Annotated in this window: 18 protein-coding genes; 14 read left to right on the top strand and 4 right to left on the bottom strand. The window is 62.6% G+C overall.

Going from position 1 to position 20,153, the window contains the following annotated elements; genetic code table 11:
- Nucleotides 1-35: 35 nt before the first annotated feature.
- Both ASU23_RS28455 and ASU23_RS28450 read right to left on the bottom strand, forming a co-directional pair.
- Nucleotides 36-1,157: an acyl-CoA dehydrogenase family protein gene (locus tag ASU23_RS28455; RefSeq protein WP_058039188.1), complete on the bottom strand. Its 1,122-nt coding sequence runs from the start codon at nt 1,155-1,157 to the stop codon at nt 36-38.
- A gap of 12 nt (nt 1,158-1,169) precedes the next feature.
- Entirely contained in the window at nt 1,170-2,351 is a 1,182-nt protein-coding gene (locus tag ASU23_RS28450) for an acyl-CoA dehydrogenase family protein (protein WP_003945878.1), read from the bottom strand.
- Nucleotides 2,352-2,616: 265 nt separating this feature from the next.
- On the opposite strand from ASU23_RS28450, the gene ASU23_RS28445 reads away from it, so the two are divergent.
- The 12 genes from ASU23_RS28445 (at nt 2,617) to ASU23_RS28390 (ending at nt 14,575) form a co-directional block, all read left to right on the top strand.
- A complete protein-coding gene (locus ASU23_RS28445; protein WP_007734330.1) occupies nt 2,617-2,808 on the top strand; it encodes a ferredoxin in 192 nt (63 codons plus the stop codon).
- 109 nt (nt 2,809-2,917) lie between these two features.
- On the top strand, nt 2,918-3,835 hold the full coding sequence (locus tag ASU23_RS28440; RefSeq protein ID WP_050655759.1) for a 3-oxoacyl-ACP reductase: 918 nt from the start codon (nt 2,918-2,920) through the stop codon (nt 3,833-3,835).
- Between the two features lie 502 nt (nt 3,836-4,337).
- Nucleotides 4,338-5,102, top strand: a complete 765-nt coding sequence (locus tag ASU23_RS28435; protein WP_003945687.1) for an ABC transporter permease — start codon at nt 4,338-4,340, stop codon at nt 5,100-5,102.
- Nucleotides 5,103-5,166: 64 nt separating this feature from the next.
- Nucleotides 5,167-6,018, top strand: coding sequence for an ABC transporter permease (locus tag ASU23_RS28430; RefSeq protein ID WP_003945759.1), 852 nt, complete (start codon nt 5,167-5,169; stop codon nt 6,016-6,018).
- Between the two features lie 11 nt (nt 6,019-6,029).
- A complete protein-coding gene (locus ASU23_RS28425) occupies nt 6,030-7,214 on the top strand; it encodes an MCE family protein (protein WP_042449518.1) in 1,185 nt (394 codons plus the stop codon).
- A complete protein-coding gene (locus tag ASU23_RS28420) occupies nt 7,214-8,233 on the top strand; it encodes an MCE family protein (RefSeq protein ID WP_007734337.1) in 1,020 nt (339 codons plus the stop codon). The genes ASU23_RS28425 and ASU23_RS28420 overlap by 1 nt, the downstream gene beginning before the upstream one ends.
- Nucleotides 8,230-9,288, top strand: a complete 1,059-nt coding sequence (locus ASU23_RS28415; protein WP_054781758.1) for an MCE family protein — start codon at nt 8,230-8,232, stop codon at nt 9,286-9,288. The genes ASU23_RS28420 and ASU23_RS28415 overlap by 4 nt, the downstream gene beginning before the upstream one ends.
- A gap of 8 nt (nt 9,289-9,296) precedes the next feature.
- A complete protein-coding gene (locus ASU23_RS28410) occupies nt 9,297-10,589 on the top strand; it encodes an MCE family protein (RefSeq protein ID WP_003945764.1) in 1,293 nt (430 codons plus the stop codon).
- Nucleotides 10,589-11,836 carry an MCE family protein gene (locus ASU23_RS28405; protein ID WP_042920418.1) on the top strand — a complete coding sequence of 416 codons (1,248 nt, stop codon included), beginning with the start codon at nt 10,589-10,591 and terminating at the stop codon, nt 11,834-11,836. The genes ASU23_RS28410 and ASU23_RS28405 overlap by 1 nt, the downstream gene beginning before the upstream one ends.
- Nucleotides 11,833-13,227: an MCE family protein gene (locus tag ASU23_RS28400; protein ID WP_058039187.1), complete on the top strand. Its 1,395-nt coding sequence runs from the start codon at nt 11,833-11,835 to the stop codon at nt 13,225-13,227. The genes ASU23_RS28405 and ASU23_RS28400 overlap by 4 nt, the downstream gene beginning before the upstream one ends.
- Nucleotides 13,227-14,030, top strand: a complete 804-nt coding sequence (locus tag ASU23_RS33630; protein ID WP_082661489.1) for a hypothetical protein — start codon at nt 13,227-13,229, stop codon at nt 14,028-14,030. The genes ASU23_RS28400 and ASU23_RS33630 overlap by 1 nt, the downstream gene beginning before the upstream one ends.
- A complete protein-coding gene (locus ASU23_RS28390) occupies nt 14,027-14,575 on the top strand; it encodes a hypothetical protein (RefSeq protein ID WP_007734345.1) in 549 nt (182 codons plus the stop codon). Before ASU23_RS33630 ends, ASU23_RS28390 begins: the two co-directional genes overlap by 4 nt.
- Nucleotides 14,576-14,663: 88 nt before the next feature.
- Here the strand turns inward: ASU23_RS28390 and ASU23_RS28385 are convergent, their stop codons facing one another.
- Both ASU23_RS28385 and ASU23_RS34385 read right to left on the bottom strand, forming a co-directional pair.
- Entirely contained in the window at nt 14,664-16,127 is a 1,464-nt protein-coding gene (locus ASU23_RS28385; RefSeq protein WP_085989962.1) for a trehalose-6-phosphate synthase, read from the bottom strand.
- Between the two features lie 103 nt (nt 16,128-16,230).
- Complete coding sequence (locus ASU23_RS34385; RefSeq protein WP_164490548.1) at nt 16,231-16,404, bottom strand: hypothetical protein; 174 nt, start codon at nt 16,402-16,404, stop codon at nt 16,231-16,233.
- A 156-nt stretch (nt 16,405-16,560) separates the two neighbouring features.
- On the opposite strand from ASU23_RS34385, the gene ASU23_RS28380 reads away from it, so the two are divergent.
- The gene (locus ASU23_RS28380) at nt 16,561-18,315 is read left to right on the top strand and encodes an ABC transporter ATP-binding protein (RefSeq protein ID WP_080552832.1); all 1,755 of its coding nucleotides are present in this window, start codon (nt 16,561-16,563) and stop codon (nt 18,313-18,315) included.
- Nucleotides 18,316-18,338: 23 nt separating this feature from the next.
- A complete protein-coding gene (locus tag ASU23_RS28375) occupies nt 18,339-20,114 on the top strand; it encodes an ABC transporter ATP-binding protein (RefSeq protein WP_042920544.1) in 1,776 nt (591 codons plus the stop codon).
- The last annotated feature ends 39 nt before the right edge of the window (nt 20,115-20,153 follow it).

Below are 20,153 nucleotides of genomic sequence, written 5' to 3'. Positions count from 1 at the left end.
GACCAGGTCATGGATTTCCACTCGGTGGGACGCACTCAGGCAGGGACTGCGGCAAGTACCTTGCCGAGCGCGCGAAGCTGATCCGTTGCGTTGCCGAGCAGGAACTCGTGATGCTTGGCCGCGAGGAAGTAGCGGTGAACCGGATGGTCCTCGTCCAGACCGACACCGCCGTGAACGTGAACCGCAGTGTGCCCGACACGGTGTCCCGCATCTGCAGCCCAGAACTTGGCCGTCTGTACAGCGCCGTCGGAAGGAAGTCCTTCGCTCAGACGCCACGCGGCAGCCCACAGAGTCAGACGAACACCCTTGACGTCGATGTATCCGTCTGCGAGGCGCTGGGCCACGGCCTGGAAACTACCGATCGGTCGACCGAACTGCACACGCTCGGTGGCATATTCGGCGGTCAGCTTCAACGCTTGATCGAGCACTCCGTACTGGTAGGCGGTCGAACCGAGCTGAATTCGCTCGACGATCCACGCCGCGATGTCCGATCCCTGGGCAACCGAGCCGAGAACACGATCGGCCGGGATCTGCACCGAATCGAATTCGACGAGACCCGCGCTCGAGAAATCTGTGGTCGATTGCCTGGTAATGCTCACGCCCGCGTCCGACGGTTCGACGAGGAAGACCGCGACGCCGTCCTCGGTGATGGCGGGGACGAGGAACAGATCTGCGAGCGGTGCACTGTCGACGGTGATCTTGGCTCCGTCGATGCGCCAACCTTCGGCGGTCTTCTCGGCACGCGTGATCGGGTGCGCCGGGTCGTCGTTGTATTCCTCGGCGAGGGCCGCGGTGAGTATCTTCTCACCGGCAGCGGCAGCGCTTGCCCAGTCGTCGCGCTGCTTGTCCGAGCCGAATTCGGCTATCGCTGCGGCGGACCCGACGATGGACGTCAGGAACGGAACAGCTGCGACGCCGCGGCCAAGTTCGGCCAGGATGCTGCACTGCTCGAGGACACCGAATCCGTCGCCGCCCACCGATTCCGGAAGGGCCGCACCGAGGACGCCGGCCGAAGCCAGCGCATTCCACAAGATGGCGTCGAAGCGGTCTTCCGCGGCGTCGAGTTCACGAAGGCGATCGTTGGTGACCAGTTCGGTGACTACGGATCGTGTCAGGCCGGACAGGTCCTGCTGGGCCTCGGTAAGGGTGAATTCCATGATCGTGGGTCCTTATCGCTTCGATGCGGGAAGCCGCAGAGCTGTCATTCCGATGATGTCGCGTTGCACTTCGTTGGTACCGCCGCCGAACGTCAGGATCAGCGAAGAACGATGCATACGTTCGATGCGGCCGCGCAGAAGAGCGCCGGGGGAGTTCTGCCTGATCGTGGCGGAGGATCCGAGGATCTCCATCAGCAAGCGGTAAGCCTCGGTGGCGAATTCGGTACCGAACACCTTGTTGGCCGACGCAGCTTCGGGGCCGGGAGCGTGATCGGTTGCGGAGGCGATTTCCCAGTTCATCAACTTCAGGTACTCGGCCTTGGCATGCACGCGAGCCAGATTGATCTGCACCCATTCCTGGTCGATCATGCGTCGGCCGTCGGGCAGCTTGGTGTTCTGTGCCCACTCGCGGACCTCACGCTGCGCGGTCAGAATCGGTCCGGCCGAGGTGAGGGCAACACGCTCGTGGTTGAGCTGATTGGTGATCAGTGCCCAGCCGCCGTGTTCCTGGCCGACTATCGACGACGCCGGGACCCGTACGTCCTGGTAGTAAGTGGCGCTGGTGTCGGGGCCGGCCATGGTGTGAACCGGGGTGTAGGAGAAGCCTTCTGCGGTGGTCGGGACGATCAGCATGCTGATTCCCTTGTGCTTCTTGGCTTCCGGATCGGTGCGGCACGCCAACCACACGTAGTCGGCGTACTGGATCAGGCTCGTCCACATCTTCTGCCCGTTGATGACGTAATCGTCACCGTCACGGACGGCCGACGTGCGCAGAGACGCCAGGTCGGTGCCGGCCTCGGGCTCGGAGTAACCGATCGCGAAGTGGAGCTCACCGCGGGAGATCTTGGGCAGGAAGAAGGCCTTCTGCTCGTCCGTCCCGAAATGCATGATTGTCGGCGCTACGGAATTGATCGTCAGGAACGGCACGGGCGCACCGGCAATGGCAGCTTCGTCGGTGAAGATCAGCTGGTCCATCGCGGAGCGTTCCTGTCCGCCGTACTCTTTCGGCCAACCCAGCGTGAGCCAGCCGTCCTGGCCCATCTGCGCGACGACTTCGCGGTACACATTGCCTTCGCCGTACTCACCCGTCGTGGCAGCGAGTGCTTCACGCCGCTCGGGAGTCATCAGTTGTGCGAAGTAGGCACGCAACTCCTCCTGGAGCTGTTGCTGCTCAGGGGTGTAGGTGATGTGCATGGTTACCTCTCCATAGAGATACGAATCAAAGCGTCAACCATTCGATTGACACAGGTTCTATCGATGCGTACATCGGCGACAAGGGACGCTCTCGCCGTCTCCGGCGGATCGTTCGACGTCCGTTCTCGGTACTTTTTCGAATCATTGCACACGACTGAAACAGGTTCTAGTGTTATCGCCAGGAACGGCGTGCGGCACAGCCCTGCGGCACTCGTTTCGTATCCGTGTTCGTGTGAGCAGTTGTGAGTAGAGAAGAGGAATCGCCATGGAGGTCAGGGTTGATCTGGACCGTTGCGAGGCAAACGGTGTGTGCGTCGGGATCGCGCCCGATATTTTCGACCTCGACGACAACGAGGAGCTCGTGATCAGTTCTGTGCGCCCACCGGAGGATCGCTGGGAGGATGTCCGTTCCGCGATCGCTCAGTGCCCGCGTGCGGCACTGACCGAACATCCGTGACGATGGTTGCCCAAAACAAGAACACGTTCTAAAGTTGCGAACTCGTGGGTCACGGCAATCGAGCCGGGTAACTCGACACACGACCGCAGAGAACCGGGAGAGCGCTTCGATGAATGCTGTGAACAGCCCAGAAACCAGTCTCGAAGGCAAGGTCGCCATCGTGACCGGTGCCGGATCGGGGCTTGGAAAGTTCGAGGCCATCGGTCTGGCGAAGGCCGGTGCGTCGTTGGTCGTCAACGATCTGGCCCCGAACGAGGCCGTCGAAGCGACGCTCGAGGAAATCCGTGGTCTCGGCGCCAAGGTCGAATTCGTGGCAGGCAACGTCGGTGAGCGTTCTACCGCCGACGCTCTGATGGAAGCAGCGCAGGGGCAGTTCGGCAGTGTCGATATCGTCGTCAACAATGCCGGCGTCGTACGCGACCGGATGCTGTTCAACATGTCCGACGAAGACTGGGATCTGGTACTCGAAGTTCATCTTCGCGGCCATTTCCTCCTGTGCCGCAACGCCGCTGCCTACTGGCGGGCGAAATCCAAGGAAGCCGGGGCGCCGGTGTACGGGCGCATCGTCAACACTTCTTCGGAGGCGGGCCTTCTCGGACCGGAAGGGCAGCCCAACTACGGCGCTGCAAAAGCCGGAATCACGGCGCTGACGTTGTCGGCCGCACGTGGGCTCTCGCGCTACGGCGTTCGGGCCAACGCGATCTGCCCGCGGGCACGGACGTCGATGACCGAAGGTGTGTTCGGTGACGCGCCGGCCGACGGCATCGATCCGCTCTCGCCCGAGCATGTGGCATCGCTCGTCTCGTACCTGGCGTCACCGGCGGCCGACGCCGTCAACGGTCAGGTATTCGTGGTGTACGGACCGATGGTTGCGCTGATGGCGGCGCCCGTCGTCGAGCAGCGGTTCGACGCCGAGGGAGATTCTTGGTCGCCGGAAACGCTGTCCGCGGTGATGGGTGACTACTTCGCTGACCGTGACCCGGCAAAGATGTTCTCGGCATCGGCGGCCCTGCGCGTGTTGGGCTGATCGACGGGTCTGATTCTCGGGTGCGCGACACGTAGAACCGTTGTTCACACTCAGACGGTCTACGTGTCCACTTCCTGGTAGAAATAGCGTGTTCACGAGTCGGTGGGCGCGGCAGTTTGCCTGCGTTCTGTAACGAGACCAACGGTCTCGAAAAAACTGGACTGTGTTCCAATTTTGCATTCCTGCGAACGATGCGATATTCGATCGGCGTGCCCAGTCAAGGCTCTCGCATGGCTGAATTTCGAACCTGGCGCCGAAAGGCGCCGATCATTCAAAAGTATTAATTTCCAGGATATTTCGGCGAAAATCGCATCGAAAAGGGATGCTTCCCATGTCTCCGATCTTCCGGTTTCGGATCGGCGCCGTGAGGCTACTCCTTAGAGTTGGACACTTGTTTTTGACAGGTGAACACGTTCTAGTTAATATGACCTGAGTCACAAGCTGTCGGGGGCTGGACTATGAGAACAGACAGTACTGCGGCAACCAAGGACGAGGAGGGCGAATGGTAGACCTCGTCGAGGTGCCATTACGAGCGGTCGGTGGCTTCTTTCAGATGTCCGCCCAAACCTTGAGGGCAGTCTTCTCCCGCCCTTTCCAGCGGCAAGAGTTCATCGATCAGGCCTGGTTCGTGGCCCGAGTCTCGATGGTGCCGACGGTGCTGGTCGCAATCCCGTTCACTGTGCTGGTCAGCTTCACCATCAACATTCTCTTGCGCGAGATCGGTGCAGCCGACCTCAGTGGTGCCGGAGCTGCCCTCGGCACCGTCACGCAGGTCGGCCCCATCGTCACCGTGCTGATCGTCGCCGGCGCCGGCGCAACCGCCATCTGCGCGGATCTTTCGGCCCGAACCATCCGCGAAGAGATCGACGCCATGAAGGTGCTCGGGATCAATCCCATCCACCGGTTGGTCGTTCCCCGGGTGCTCGCGTCGACGGGAGTGGCGCTGCTCCTCAACGGACTGGTCTGCACCATCGGCATCCTCGGCGGTTTCGTCTTCTCCGTGTTCATCCAGGACGTGAACCCCGGCGCCTTCGTCAACGGCATCACACTGCTCACCGGATTCGGTGAGCTCATGCTCTCCATGGTCAAAGCAGGGCTGTTCGGCATGATCGCCGGCCTGGTTGCGGCCTACCTCGGACTCAACGTCAAAGGCGGCGCCAAGAGCGTCGGTGACGCGGTCAACCAGACCGTCGTGTTCGCGTTCATGGCGCTCTTCGTCGTCAACGTGCTCATCACGACCATCGGTATCAAGTTGACGGCCGGATGAGGCCCACGGCAGTCGGAGAGATCGAAGTGGACAGAACGACAAACGACAGACGGGAGGAGATCTGATGGCGTTGGCCGCAGCGGGACGCTTCCCGCGCACACGTCGACAGATCGGCTCGATCTCTCGCAGTATCGACAGCATCGGTGATCAAGCGCTGTTCTTCGCGAAGGCTCTCGGTCACGCTCCCAAGGCGCTGATGCGCTATCCACGTGAAACTCTGCGACTGATCGCCGAGATCAGCATGGGCACCGGTGCGCTCGCCGTCATCGGTGGCACCGTCGTGATCGTCGGATTCCTGACACTGTTCACCGGTGGCACCATCGCCGTTCAGGGCTACAGCTCGCTGGGCAACATCGGCGTCGAAGCACTGACGGGCTTCTTCGCCGCCTTCATCAACGTTCGCATCGCAGCGCCGGTCATCGCCGGAATCGGCCTCGCCGCGACCATCGGCGCCGGCTCCACCGCGCAGCTCGGTGCGATGCGCGTCTCCGAAGAGATCGACGCGCTGGAGACGATGGCGATCCCGTCGATTCCGTATCTGGTCAGCACCCGCGTCATGGCCGGCATGATCGCGATCATCCCGCTGTACTCACTGGCGGTGATCGCGTCGTTCGTCGCCAGCCGCTTTGCGACGGTGTTCCTCTACAACCAGTCCGGCGGCGTGTACGACCACTACTTCACTACCTTCCTGATACCCACGGACATACTGTGGTCGTTCGCCCAGGCGATAGTCATGGCGCTGGCCGTCATGCTCATCCACACCTACTACGGCTTCAACGCAACCGGTGGCCCGGTCGGCGTCGGTGTCGCGGTGGGTAACGCAGTGCGCGCCTCGTTGATCGCGGTCGTCACGGTCACCCTGCTCATCTCACTCGCCATCTACGGCGGGTCCGGCAACTTCAACCTGTCGGGATAGGCGGGCAAGCGATGACCGTACCCAGATGGCACAAGAAGTTGGCCGCAGCCGGCCTGGTCCTCGGACTCGTGGCGATCGTCGCCGTTGCTCTCACCATGTTCTCGGGTGGGTTCACCAAGAGCACGCCCATCACCGTGACGTCCACGCGTGCCGGCCTCGTCATGGAACCCAATGCCAAGGTGAAGTTGCGCGGAGTGCAGGTCGGCCGCGTCGAATCGATCTCCCTCGACGGGGACCAGGCAAACCTGAAGTTGGCGATGGACCCGGGCCAGATGTCGAAGATTCCGTCGAATGCCCGGGTGGAGATCAAGACCACCACGGTGTTCGGTGCGAAGTACGTCAACATCGTGATTCCCGACGATCCGTCGACCCAGCCGATCCAGGAGGGTGCTGTCATCGCTTCGGACAGCGTCACCGTCGAGTTCAACAGTGTCTTCGAACATCTTTCGGACGTACTCGCGAAGATCGAACCGGAAAAGCTCAACGCCACACTCGGCGCGATCTCCACCGCACTCAACGGGCGCGGCGAGTCGCTGGGTGAGGTTCTCGAGCTCGGTGACACCTATCTGAAGAAGATGAATCCGGTTCTGCCGCAGCTCCAGGAAGACTTGGTCGGCGCCGCCGATGTCACCAATCTGTACGCCGACGTGGCACCGGATCTGATGCGCATTCTCGACAATGCCACCGCGACAAGCGGATCGATCGTGGCCGAGCAGGCAAACCTCGACTTGCTGTTGCTCAACGTCACCGGCCTCGCGGACACCGGCAACGCGTTGTTGACCGACAACGAGCAGAACCTGACCACCGCCCTCGACACTCTGACCGCGACGACGACCCTGCTCGACAAGTACTCGTCGGGTCTGACGTGCTTCATCGTCGGGTTGAACGACGGCCGGATCAAGTTCGAGCCACTGGCAGGCACCGGTGACAAAGCGGCACTGATGCTGAGTGCGAGCTTCATGTACGGCGCCGAGGCGTACCAGAATCCGCAATCTCTCCCCAAGGTCGCGGCCTCCGGCGGACCCAATTGTTATGGTCTGCCCGAATTCGATCCGAAGGTCGACGGGCATGCACCGTTCGCAGTCACCAACACCGGCAACGTGCCCTTCGTTCCCAACACCGAACTGCGCGTTACCGTGCCGACCATTTTCCAGTATCTCTTCGGTGACTCCTACGAGCAGGAAGACGGGAAGTGATGAGACCGACCACGGTCAAGCTGCTGATTTTCACCGTCGTCATGGCGGTCATCTTCGCCGGACTGGCGATCGTCTTCAGTCAGGTGCGCTTCAGCAGCAGCAACGGATTTCACGCCACCTTCTCGGACGTCTCGGGACTCAAGTCCGGCGACAAGGTCCGCATCGCCGGTGTTCCGGTCGGGTCGGTCACCGGAGTGTCCATCGGTGACTCCAACCAGGCCGAGGTCGAGTTCGACGTCGACACCAAGTACTCGCTGATGAAGAGCACCAAAGCGACTGTGCGCTACGAGAACCTGGTGGGCGATCGCTACATGGAACTGCTCGAGGGCGCCGGTTCCACCGAGACGCTTCCGTCGGGAGGATCCATTCCGGTCGATCAGACGTCGCCCGCTCTCGATCTGGATCTGCTGCTCGGCGGATTCAAGCCGCTGCTTCGTTCGCTCGACCCGCAGCAGGTCAACGACCTCTCCGGGGCCCTGCTGCAGGTACTCCAGGGGCAGGGCGGAACGCTGGTTTCGTTGCTGGGAAACACCAGTTCGTTCACCAGCACGTTGGCGGACCGAGACCAGCTGATCGGGGACGTCATCACCAATCTCAACGACGTACTCGGCACCATCAACGACAAGGGCGATCAGTTCTCCACCACGATCGATCAGCTCCAGCAGTTGGTCAGTGGATTGGCGAAGGACAGTGGCCCGATCGGTAATTCGATCACCGAGATCGCCGGTGCCACGGGAGATCTCGCGTCGTTGCTGCAGGCGACACGTCCGGACATCCAGACGCTGATCGGGGAGACCAACCGAACGATGACGCAGCTGGACCTGGGCAAGGACGACATCAACACCGCTCTCGATCGTCTGCCGTCCGACTACCGGAAGCTGATCCGAGTGGGCACGTACGGAGCATTCTTCCAGTTCTATCTGTGCGCCAACACTTTCAAGTTCTCCGGACCCGACGGGACGACGATCATCTTGCCCACGGCAGTTCAGGACACGGGAAGGTGCGCAAAAGTCTCATGACCCCAACCCGTGAACGTAATCCGGTACAGATCGGTGTCATCGGTCTCGTCCTGGCGGTGGCAACCGTCGGTGCCGCGCTTCAATACGATCAACTCCAGTTCATCAACGGTGGCATTCGCTACTCGGCGTACTTCCAAGATGCCGGCGGCCTGGTCACCGGCGACGACGTGACCATGGCCGGCGTGAAGGTCGGCAAGGTCAGCGACGTCGAACTCGACGACCAGAAGGTGTTGGTCACCTTCACCGTTCAGGACGGTGTCGCCCTGGGCGAGCAGACAGCGGCCGACATCAAGACCAACACGGTTCTCGGGCGAAAGTCGTTGGCGGTACGGCCGGAAGGATCCGGACTGCTGCGGACGGACACGCCGATTCCTATCGAGCGCACCAACTCCCCGTACTCGCTCAACGACGCTCTGGGTGACCTCGGGACAACGGTGTCCGAACTCGACACGGAACAGATCAACGATTCGCTCAACGCGATCTCGGACACGCTGGCCGATACTCCGCCCGAACTGCGCACCGCGTTGGACGGAATGACGCGGCTTTCGCAGAGCATCAACTCACGCGACGAGAGCCTGCTCCAATTGCTCTCGCGGGCCGAAGATGTCACCAAGATCCTCTCCGACAGAAGCGGTCAGATCGATTCGTTGCTGGTCGACGGCAACAAGCTGTTTGCCGAACTGAGCTTGCGGCGTGACGCGATCAGCGAACTGATCGTCAACACCGGCGCAGTCTCACGTCAACTGTCAGCGCTGGTGCAGGAGAACGAGGCTCAGATGGGGCCGACCCTCGAGAAGCTGAATTCGGTCGCCGAGGTTCTCCAGCAGAACAAGGACAACATCGCGGGAGCGCTCGACGGACTCGGACCGTACATCACCGCGCTCGGTGAGACCGTGGCCAGCGGCCCGTTCTTCGACGCCTTCATCATCAACATTCTGCCGAGCAACTGGTGGAAGACCCTGGTGGACACCAGCGTCGCGCCCGAGCAGGTTCCGGGCGACCTGGAAGACTTCTTCCCCGGTATTCCACCGACGATCAGGGGGCCGGGAGAATGACCGAGACCATGACTTCACAGGATCCACAGGGCTCCACCAACCCACGCAAGAAGTGGGTGCTGATCGGAGCGGGTGTGCTGGTCGCGCTGCTCGTCGCCGGTGCGGCCTACCTCTTCATCCCAGGCCTGGGCAAGACCAAGATCTCCGCGCACTTCGTCTCGACCACCGGTCTCTACGAGGGCGATGTCGTGCGAGTGCTCGGTGTCAACGTCGGCAAGGTGACCAAGATCGAACCGCGTGATCGGGACACCTACGTCGAGATGAAGATCGATTCGAGCGTCGACGTTCCGGCAGATGCCAAGGCGCTCATCGTTGCTCAAAGCCTCGTGTCCGCACGCTTCGTGCAATTGACCCCCGTGTACTCCGGCGGGGAACAGATGCCCAACGGCGGCGAGATCCCGATCGAGCGCACCGCCGTTCCGGTGGAGTGGGACGAGATCAAGACCGAACTGACCAAACTGTCGGACGCACTCGGACCGGAGGGTCTGGACGATCAGGGTTCCCTCGGTCGATTCATCGACACCGTGGGAACGAACCTCGACGGTAACGGTGAGTCGATTCGGTCGACGCTGCGCGAACTCTCGGCCACGATGCACACGCTGTCCGAAGGCCGGACCGATTTGTTCTCCACCATTCGGAACCTGCAGGCGTTTGTCACTGCGTTGTCCTCGAGCAACGAGCAGATCGTGCAGTTCAGCGGTCACCTCGCTTCGGTGACAAGCGTTCTCGCAAGCAGCTCCGACGAGTTGGGTACAGCCCTCAGTGATCTCGACCTGGCCGTCGGCGACGTCCAGCGGTTCGTCAAGGACAACAGCGAGGGACTGAGCGAATCGGTTGCGCGTCTCGCCGATGCCACTCAGGTACTGACTGACAAGCGCCCGGAGATCGAGCAGGTTCTGCACTCCGGACCGACGTCGCTTGCCAACTTCTATCAGATCTACAAGCCGGCTCAGGGCAGTATGACCGGCGCAATTGCACTGAGTAACTTCAAGAATCCGATCCAGTGGATCTGTGGTTCCATCGAAGGTATCGAGAGTGGTAACTCCCAGAACAGTGCCGACCTGTGTAAGCAGTACCTCGGGCCGGTGCTCAGCACGATGATCGGCAACTACCCCGGATTCCTGTTCAACCCGGTCGCGGGCGTGCAGGCTTTCCCGGATCAGATCGTCTACACCGAGCCGGGATTGGAAGCGGCAAGTCAGAATCAGCCGGAAACCGTCGCAGGACCGATGTCAGGTGCTCCCATGACGAGTGTTCCCAAGGATCTCGCCGAACTCTTCAACATGGGCGGAGGGAACTGATGCGGGTAGCTCGCAAGACCACGGTTGCCGTGTTGGCCACGGCAGTGGCTCTCGGCGCCAGCGGTTGTGAATGGAACGGTCTCAACTCGGTGCCGATGCCAGGCACTCAAGGCCGGGGCGAAGGCGCATACGAGGTTCAGATCGAGATGCCGAACGTGACTACGCTGTCGCAGAATTCGCCCGTCCGGGTGGATGACGTGGCAGTGGGAAGCGTTTCGAACATCGAGGTTCAAGGCTGGCACGCTCTGGTGACGGTGTCGCTGAATCCCGAGGTTCAGTTGCCGGCCAACGCGACGGCAAAAATCGGTCAGACCAGCTTGCTCGGCTCTCAGCACATCGAGTTGGCGCCGCCGGTAGGGGAGGAGCCCGAGGGCCGACTCGAAGCCGGTGACCTGATTCCGATCGAGCGGGCGGGCGCTTACCCGACGACGGAACAGACGCTGTCGTCGCTGTCGGTTGTTCTCAACGGCGGCGGTCTCGCTCAGGTTCAGGACATCACGAAGGAACTCAACGCCGCTCTCGGTGGGCGTGAAGATTCGGTTCGCGACCTCCTGCCTCAGCTCGATCAGCTGGTCGGCAGTCTGGACAAGCAACGGGGCGACATCGTTTCGGCGATGGAGGGACTCGATCGACTGTCCTCGACGGTCCAGGCCCAGCACGACACCCTGAACAAAGCGCTCGAAGGTATTCCGCCGGCACTCGAGGTTCTTGTCGCTCAGCGTCAGGACATCACCAACGCCTTGACCTCCCTCGGTGGTCTCAGCGAGGTGGCCAGTCGCGTCATCCAGGAGAGCGGTGACGATTTCGCGACCAACGTTCGCGCGCTGTCGCCGACTCTGAAAGCGTTGGCGGATTCGGGCAACGCTCTCACGCAGGTTCTCGGAGTCCTCTTGACGTTCCCGTTCCCACAGAACGGAATCGACAACGTCATTCGCGGTGACTACGCCAACTTGGCGATGACCATCGACATCTCGCTGCCCCGACTGGACGCGAACTTCCTCACCGGAACTCCGTTGGCCGGAACGCTCTCCGGACCGGAAGGCGTGTTGGGTAAGCAGGCCGGGCTGGCCGGACAGACAGGCAACCCGTTGAGCGATCCGCTCAAGCCTGCCGCACCGCCCGCACAGGCCCCTGCCGGACAGGCTCCCGCAGGACAGGCTCCGGCAGCGGATCCGAATACCATTCAGATTCCGGGACTTCCGCCGATCAACATTCCAGGACTTCCTCAGGGGGCACCGGCACCATGATGCTCACAAAGTTCGTCCGCATCCAGCTCATCATCTTCGCCGTCTTGACGGTCGTCGGTTTGATAGTGATGGCCACTCAGTACGTGCGTGTTCCCGCTATGGTCGGTATCGGCCGATACGACGTCACCGTCGAATTGCCTGCCACCGGTGGGCTGTACAAGAACTCGAACGTCACCTACCGCGGTCAGACCATCGGCGTCGTGAACGCGGTGGAGTTGTCGGAAACGGGCGTGAATGCGCGTCTGTCTCTCGAGAGCGGCGTCAAGGTGCCCTCGGACGTCGACGCTGCGGTCAAGAGTGTGTCGGCGATCGGCGAGCAGTTCGTCGATCTGATTCCGCACACCGACAGCTCCGGAGCGATCGTGGTCGACGGGCATCTGGAAAACGGATCGGTGATTCCCGAAGACCGAACCAGCATTCCGCAGGATGTCGGCGCGATGCTCGATCAGGCAGATGTGTTGCTGCAGAGCATTTCCGACACCAAGCTCAAGACTGTCATCGACGAATCCTTCAAGGCGTTCAACGGTGCCGGCCCGGATCTGCAGAAGCTGATCGACTCGGCTCGGCTGTTCGTCGAGGAGGCGAACAACAACTCCGACGCGACCAAGACCCTGATCGAGCAGGCCGGTCCACTCCTGGACACCCAGGTGGTCAGCAGCGACGCCATCCGTTCCTGGACAAGCAATCTGGTGACGTTCACCGATCAGCTCCGAGCCAGCGACCCTGATCTGCGTGCCGTCATCCAGAAGGGGCCGGCGGCAGCGGCGGAGGCGAATGCTCTTCTGCAAGACATGCATCCGACATTGCCGATTCTTCTGGCGAACCTCGTGTCCGTCGGACAGGTCGGCGTGATCTACAACAACGCGATCGAGCAGATTCTGGTCATCTACCCGCCGCTGGCCGCAGCGCTGGTCACGGTGGCAGGCTCCGGCCCGGCTGCGGATGGTGCACTGGTGGACTTCCACATGGAGGTCAACGACCCGCCGCCGTGCACTACAGGATTCCTGCCCGCAGAGCAGTGGCGCAGTCCGAAGGACGAATCACCGATCGAGACGCCGTCGGATCTCTTCTGTCAGGTTGCCCAGGATTCGCCGATCGCCGTGCGCGGCGCGAGAAACCTTCCCTGCGAGGAGTATCCGGGACGTCGTGCGCCGACGGTCGAACAGTGCCGTTCCGGCTACGTACCGATGGGCACGAACCCGCAATCCGGGCCTCCGGAACCGATTACCGCGACTCCGAGCTCGTACACGTCGACGCCTTCGGTCTCGGCTCGTCGGTACGATCCGATTACAGGCACGTACATCGGGCCGGACGGAAGGACGTACTCGCAACCGAACCTCGGTGGCGGCGACGTCAGTCTCGAACAGTTCATGAAGGGTCAGCAGGGTTGATGACAGACGAAGATCCACAGGCCGGGCAGCGGGTGCGCCGTCGCGCGTCCCGCAGCGCCGGACCCACGGGTGCGGATGCAGACGCTGCCGCGGTAGTAGTGCCCACCGAAAAGAAGTCGGCCGAACAGAAGCCAGCCGAGCAGAAGCCGGCCGAGCAGAAGCCAGCTGAGCAGAAGGCGGCGGCGCCAGTTGCTTTGGGCAAGCCCGATACTCCACCTGAGAAGGTCGTCAGCGGTGATCAGGTCGCGACCAAGGCTGAGCCGACCGGTACCGCCGAAACCCCCGCAGAAACTGCTGTGGACACCCCTGTTCGTTCGAAGCCCAAGGCCGGGTTGGTAGTCGGGATCGCCATTGCTTCGGTGATCGCCATCGCTCTCGCAGCCCTGACGGTGTTTCTTCTCGTCGACCGGAACAAGGCGTCCAATGCCGACGAGGACCGAGCCCGCTACGTGGCCGGTGCCCGGACCACCGCACTGAATCTGACGACACTGCACGCGGATACGGCGGCTGCCGACCTCGACAAGTTCCTCGCCGGCACCACCGACGAGTTCAAGTCGCAGTTCGACGGACGCAAGGATTCGTTTGTCAACGTCCTCGGGCAGGCCGGAGTTCAGACCGACGGCGAGGTGCTCGAAGCCGGGTTCGAGAAATCCGACGGCGATTGCGGGACTTCATTGGTCGCGGTGCGTGCGATGCAGAAGAACGGCGACGAAGCGCCCGCTGAACGCAACTACCGACTCCGAATCACCATGTGCGACGTCGACGGGCAGTTGCTTGCCTCGAATGTGGAGTTTGTGCCATGACCCCAGAAGTGAACCCCGAGACGTCCAAGCAAGTTTCGCCGAAGCCGAAGCGCGCCTCACCGCTCGCCATCATCCTGTGCGTCATCAGTGCAGTGGCCATCGCGTTGGCGGCAGTGTCGGCGTATCTCTACTTCGGTCCGGACGGAACGCGTGACACCGCAGCGATCGATCAGACCAGAGACGAAGTGGCACAGGCCTCTTCCGATCAGGCGGTAGCGATGTTCCAGTACGACTACAACAACGTCGACCAGCAGTTGCATGCAGCCACAGACGGTTTGACGGGCGATTTTCAAGGCACGTTCACCAACCTGATCGAATCGGTGATCATTCCGGGAGCCAAGGAAAAGTCGCTGACCGTTCAGGTCGTCGTCCAGGGCGCCGCGGTTCTCGACGCCGAGGCGGACAGCGCGACGACGATGCTGTTCCTCAATCAGATCACGACGTCTTCGGAATCGCCCGAAGCCGTTGCCAGTGGCAGTCGCGTGAAGATGAGTCTGGAGAAGCAGGACGGGCGTTGGCTCGTGAACAACGTCCAACCCTTCTGATCAAACACACGAAGGCTGGAGTCGGGTACGAAAGAGGCTGGGGCCGCGGAGATTCACTCTCCGCGGCCTCAGCCTTTGTGCACTGTCCTCAGTGGTCTTGTGCTTCGGCCGGGGCGATCAGCGCCGGGCCTGCGGCACCGCCGTGTGCGAGCGCGTCGAGGAACGAGCGCGCCCAGCGGTCGACATCGTGCGTCAGGACCTGACGACGTAGCGCACGCATGTGGCGCCGGCCGTCCTCGCGCGGTTGATTGAGGGCCTTCTCCATCGAATCCTTGACGTCGTCGAGGTCGTGGGGATTGCACAGAAATGCCTGGCGGAGTTCTGCTGCGGCACCGGTGAATTCGCTGAGCAGCAATGCACCACCCAGATCGCTTCGGCAGGCGACGTACTCCTTGGCGACGAGGTTCATGCCGTCACGCAGCGGCGTGACGAGCATGAGATCGGCGGCGACGAAGAACGCGACCAGTTCGTCGCGTGGGATCGGCCGATGGATGTAATGGACGACGGGGCGGCCGACTTCGCTGAACTCGCCGTTGATTCGGGAGACCTTCTGCTCGATGTCTCCGCGCATCTGTACGTAGCTTTCGACGCGTTCGCGGCTCGGGGTCGCCAACTGCACCATGACGGTGTCGGCGGGGTCGATGCGCTTCTCCATGAGAAGTTCGTGGAGCGCAGCGAGCCTGACGTCGATGCCTTTGGTGTAGTCGAGGCGGTCGACGCCCAGCATGATGTGCTTGGGGTTTCCGAGTTCTTTGCGAATCTGCTTGGCGCGGTCTCGAATTGCCTTGGTGCGCGAGAGCTCGTCGAGCTTGCCGGAGTCGATGGAGATAGGGAAGGCGCCGACGCGGACGCTACGGAAACCTACTTGCACCACACCGAGTTTGGAGCGGACGCCGACGGTTCCACGTGAAGTCTGTTGCCCGGCAAGGCGTCTGGCCAGGTACAGGAAGTTCTGTGCGCCACCCGGAAGGTGGAAGCCGATGAGGTCGGCGCCGAGGAGGCCTTCGACGATCTCGGTGCGCCACGGCATCTGCATGAACAGCTCGACCGGGGGAAACGGAATGTGCAGGAAGAAGCCGATGGTCAGGTCGGGGCGCAGCATCCGCAGCATCTTCGGTACCAACTGCAGCTGGTAGTCCTGGATCCAGACTGTCGCGCCCTGTGCCGCTGCCTTGGAGGTGGCTTCGGCGAATCGCCGGTTCACCTCGACGTAGGCGTTCCACCATTCGCGGTGGTACTCGGGTTTGACGATGACGTCGTGATAGAGCGGCCAGAGGGTGGCGTTGGAGAATCCCTCGTAGTACTCGTTGATCTCCTCGGCGCTCAGCGGCACGGGGTAGAGCTCGAGTCCGTCTTCGACGATGGGGTCGAGCTCGGCGTCCGCCACCCCCGCCCAGCCCACCCACGCGCCCTGATTGCTGCGCAGGATCGGCTCGAGAGCGGTGACCAGTCCGCCGGGGCTTCGCTTCCAGCGGGTGGTGCCGTCGGGAAGCCGTTCCAAGTCGACGGGCAGGCGGTTCGCTACGACAACGAACTCAGCCTGCCCGGACACGGCTTCACCGGTCGAAGAAGCAGGTGCGCTGTCAGAAAGGGTTGAACTGGTCGAATCCGGACTGACAGGCACGTGGTTCCTTCTCGGTCGGTGAGGGAAAGATTCAGTCGAGCTTGGCGGCGGGGGAGATACCGAGCATCGAGAGCAGCATCCTGCACTCGTCGGCATCTTCCGCGTAGGCAGCGACGACGCGCTGTGCCTGACGAGCAGTTTCGTCCGCTACGGGCTCGAGGTCCTCGTCCGCGATCTCGGTTTCGACGGTCGTGTTCTCAGCCATCATGTTCCTCTCGTGCTTGCCTGCACGGCGCAAGCAATGGTTCTTACTCGCGACTCTATGAGAACTGGGCGTGTCGACGCTAGTTGCTCATGTATTAGGGTCGACTTACTTATCTCTGTACTCAACTTTATCGCTTCCATCGATGCTTGGAGTTCCATGAGTTCGACCCCCTCGAGTGTGACCGTCGACTCGGACGAGCCGGATAGTGGCAATCACAGCGGTGCTGCGATTTTGCGACGTGTCCTCGTCCGTAACCGTGGCCCGCTCGCCATCGGCACGGTTCTGGTCTGTCTGCACCAACTGACCGAGACGGCGGTGCCGATCTCCATCGGTGTGATCATCGACCGTGCGGTGGAGACTTCGGACACCACGGCCCTGATCGTCTCCATCGTCGGTCTCGCGGCTCTGTTTCTCGTTCTGACGGCCGCGTGGCGCTTCGGCGCACGCTTCATCGTCACCGCGATGCAGCAGGAGGCTCATCGCCTCCGGCTCGAGGTGGCGCACCGCGTCCTCGATCCGCGTGGGGTGCGCACCGATCTGCGTTCGGGTGAATTGCTGACAGTCTCGACATCCGATGCCGAGCAGACTTCGTGGATCGCGGACATCGTCCCGCGCGCCGCTGCGGCCCTGACAGCTGCGGTGGCGTCGGCGGTGGCGTTGGTGTGGATCGACCTCTGGCTGGGGCTGGCCGTTCTGATCGGAACGCCGGTCATTCTCGGTCTGCTGCAATTGGCGGCGCCTCTCATCACGTCGAGGGCCACCGGTCAGCAGGCGTCGATCGCTCGGGCGTCGGCGATGGCTACGGATCTGGTCAGCGGATTGCGTCCGCTGCGCGGTATCGGCGGCGAGAAGACCGCGTCGGCGCGCTACCGCACGGTCAGCCGTCAAGCGCTCGCATCGACGATCGGCACGGCCAAGGCGACCGGTATCTACACCGGCGTTGCCGCGACCATCAGTGCGTTGCTCGCGGTCGGTGTTGCGGGGTTCGCGGGATACTTCGCGTTGCAGGGCCGGATCACGGTCGGTGAACTGATCACCGTGGTGGGGCTTGCGCAGTTCATCATCGAACCGCTCGGATTGCTTGCGTCCATTCCCGGATACTTCGCGGTGGCGCGAGCGTCGTCGGATCGACTGGCACTGGTCTTGGACGCGGAGCCACTGCGTGGCGCGGGTTCGCAGACCGAACTCGAAGGCACCGACCTGACTCTCGACAGAGTCGAGTACAAGTCACTCAAGGGCATCGACCTGCATCTGCCTGCCGGAGAACTGCTGGGCGTCGTGGCTTACCAGCCGCAGGACGCCGACGCTCTTGTCGCGGTCCTGTCCGGTCAGCTGGCGCAGGACGCGTATCGCGGAGTGGTGAGGGTTGGCGGAATCAGCCTGTCCGACATGGACTTGCGATTGGCACGTCGGACGGTGTTGGTGGAGCCGCACATCACCGATCTGTTCTCCGGGTCGCTTGCGTCGAACGTCACCGCGGGCGCCGGTGATGCCGCTGCTCTCGACATCCAGAGTGCTCTGGTGGCGTCGGCAGCGGCGGATGTCGTCGACGCACATCCGGACGGTCTCGACCTCGAAGTGACCGATCGGGGCGCCAGTTTGTCGGGAGGCCAGCGGCAACGCGTCGCCCTCGCGCGCGCCTTGGTGGCACAGGCACCCGTGATGGTCCTGCACGATCCGACGACGGCGGTGGACGCGGTTACCGAGGCATCGATCGCCGAAGGAATCGCAGAACTGCGGCACGAGGGTGCCGGTGGCATCCACACGACGGTATTGATCACCAGCAGCCCCGCCTTGCTGGCCGTGACGGATCGGGTGATCGTGTTGAACGACGGAGTGATCGCCTCGACGGGCACACATTCCGAACTCTCTCGCGGCGACGCGAACTACCGAGGAGCGGTGCTGCGGTGACGGCCACGGACACGACAACCGAAATGCCGGCCGGGGAGAACGCAGAGAAGGTGACAGAGCGCGAGTTGTTGCCGATCGCGAGTGGTCGCCAGACCTGGAAGTGGTTGCGGGCGGCGCTGACCGAACACCGGATGCAGAGCCTGCTGGTCCTGATCGTCGCGGCTTCGGCGTCGGCGATGGCCTTGGTGCCGATTTACGTCTTCGGCGTCCTGGTCGACCGGGTCCGGGACAACGCGCCCACGTCGACGATCGTCGGGGTGGTCGTGATCATCGCCGCTGCCGCAATCGTGGGCGGTGTGTTCACCGGTGTGGCTGCCTATCTGATCAAGCGGCTCGGTGAGACGATCCTGGCGGATCTGCGAGAGCGGACCGTGGACCGGGCACTGCGACTGCCGATCCAGACCGTCGAGAAGGTCGGCAAGGGCGATCTGCTCTCGCGTGTCGGCGACGACGTGTCGGTGATCGCCAAGGCCGTGTCCGACGTGGTTCCCGGCATGATCGCGGCGGTTCTGCTCGTGGCTCTGAGCATGGTGACCATGCTCGGACTCGACTGGCGACTCGGTCTGGCCGGAATGGTCGCGCTGCCGATGTACGCGCTGGCGCTCAAGTGGTACCTGCCACGCTCGGCTCCCGTTTACGCAGCCGAGCGGGTAGCGATGGGCGCTCGTTCACAAGCGCTGATCAGCAGTCTCCAGGGTGCGAAGACGGTCCGTGCGTACAGCCTCGAGAAGGAACACCTCGGGCAGATCGATGCGGCGTCGGCAAAAGCGCGCGATCTGGCAGTCGGAGTGTTCGGCCTGTTCACGAGGTTCGCCGGTCGAGGTAACCGCGCCGAATTCGTGGGCCTGTCCATGATTCTCGTCGTCGGATTCCTGCTGGTCCGTGAGGACGTCGTGACAGTCGGCCAGACGACGACTGCTGCCCTGCTGTTCCACCGCCTGTTCAACCCGATCGGCTCACTGCTCTACACCTTCGACGAAGTGCAGTCGGCCGGCGCCAGCCTCGCGCGACTGGTCGGCGTCGTCGAGATCGAGGAAACGGAGCCTTCGACGGATGCAGGTTCCGTTCCGGCCGACGGTTCGCTGCGTCTGGATGACATTCGGCACAGCTACGACGGTGGTCATGAGGTTCTCCACGGAGTGAGCCTCACACTGCGAGCGGGGGAGCGCGTGGCGCTCGTCGGTTCGACCGGAGCCGGAAAGACGACGCTCGCGGCGATCGCTGCCGGTTCGATCACTCCGACGTCGGGCCGGGTGTCGATCGGCGGTGTCCCGCTTGCCGACCTCGACGACCTACGACGCCACATCGCGATCGTGAGTCAGGAGGTCCATGTCTTTGCCGGACCCCTGATCGAGGATCTGAGATTGGCGGCTCCCGAATCCTCGGACGAGGACGTTGCCGCGGCACTGCGGACGGTCGGCGCGTACGAGTGGGTGGAGGCTCTCGACGAGGGAATGCTGACCGTAGTCGGCGAAGGCGGGCACGAGATGACGGCGGCGCAGGCGCAGCAGTTGGCTTTGGCGAGACTGGTGTTGGCCGATCCCGCCGTCGCCGTACTGGACGAGGCAACAGCGGAGGCGGGCAGCGCCGGAGCGCGGGAACTGGAAGCGACTGCCGACGCCGCTACGGAGGGCCGCACCACTCTGGTTGTCGCACACCGGCTTACCCAGGCCGCGGGCGCCGACCGAGTGATCGTGCTCGAACACGGACAGATCGTAGAAGAAGGCCCGCACCGCGAACTGGTGTCCGCGGGCGGGCGTTACGCACAACTGTGGGCGGCCTGGGAAGGTCGCGACTGAGGGGTTTGTACTGGGTTTTGTACTGAGGGGGTCTGATCC

The organism is Rhodococcus sp. KB6, assembly GCF_001445685.1.
In the GTDB taxonomy this organism is placed as follows: domain Bacteria; phylum Actinomycetota; class Actinomycetes; order Mycobacteriales; family Mycobacteriaceae; genus Rhodococcus_F; species Rhodococcus_F qingshengii.
The sequence above is the reverse complement of the archived record's forward strand: the minus strand, read 5'-3'. Positions and strand labels throughout refer to the sequence as shown.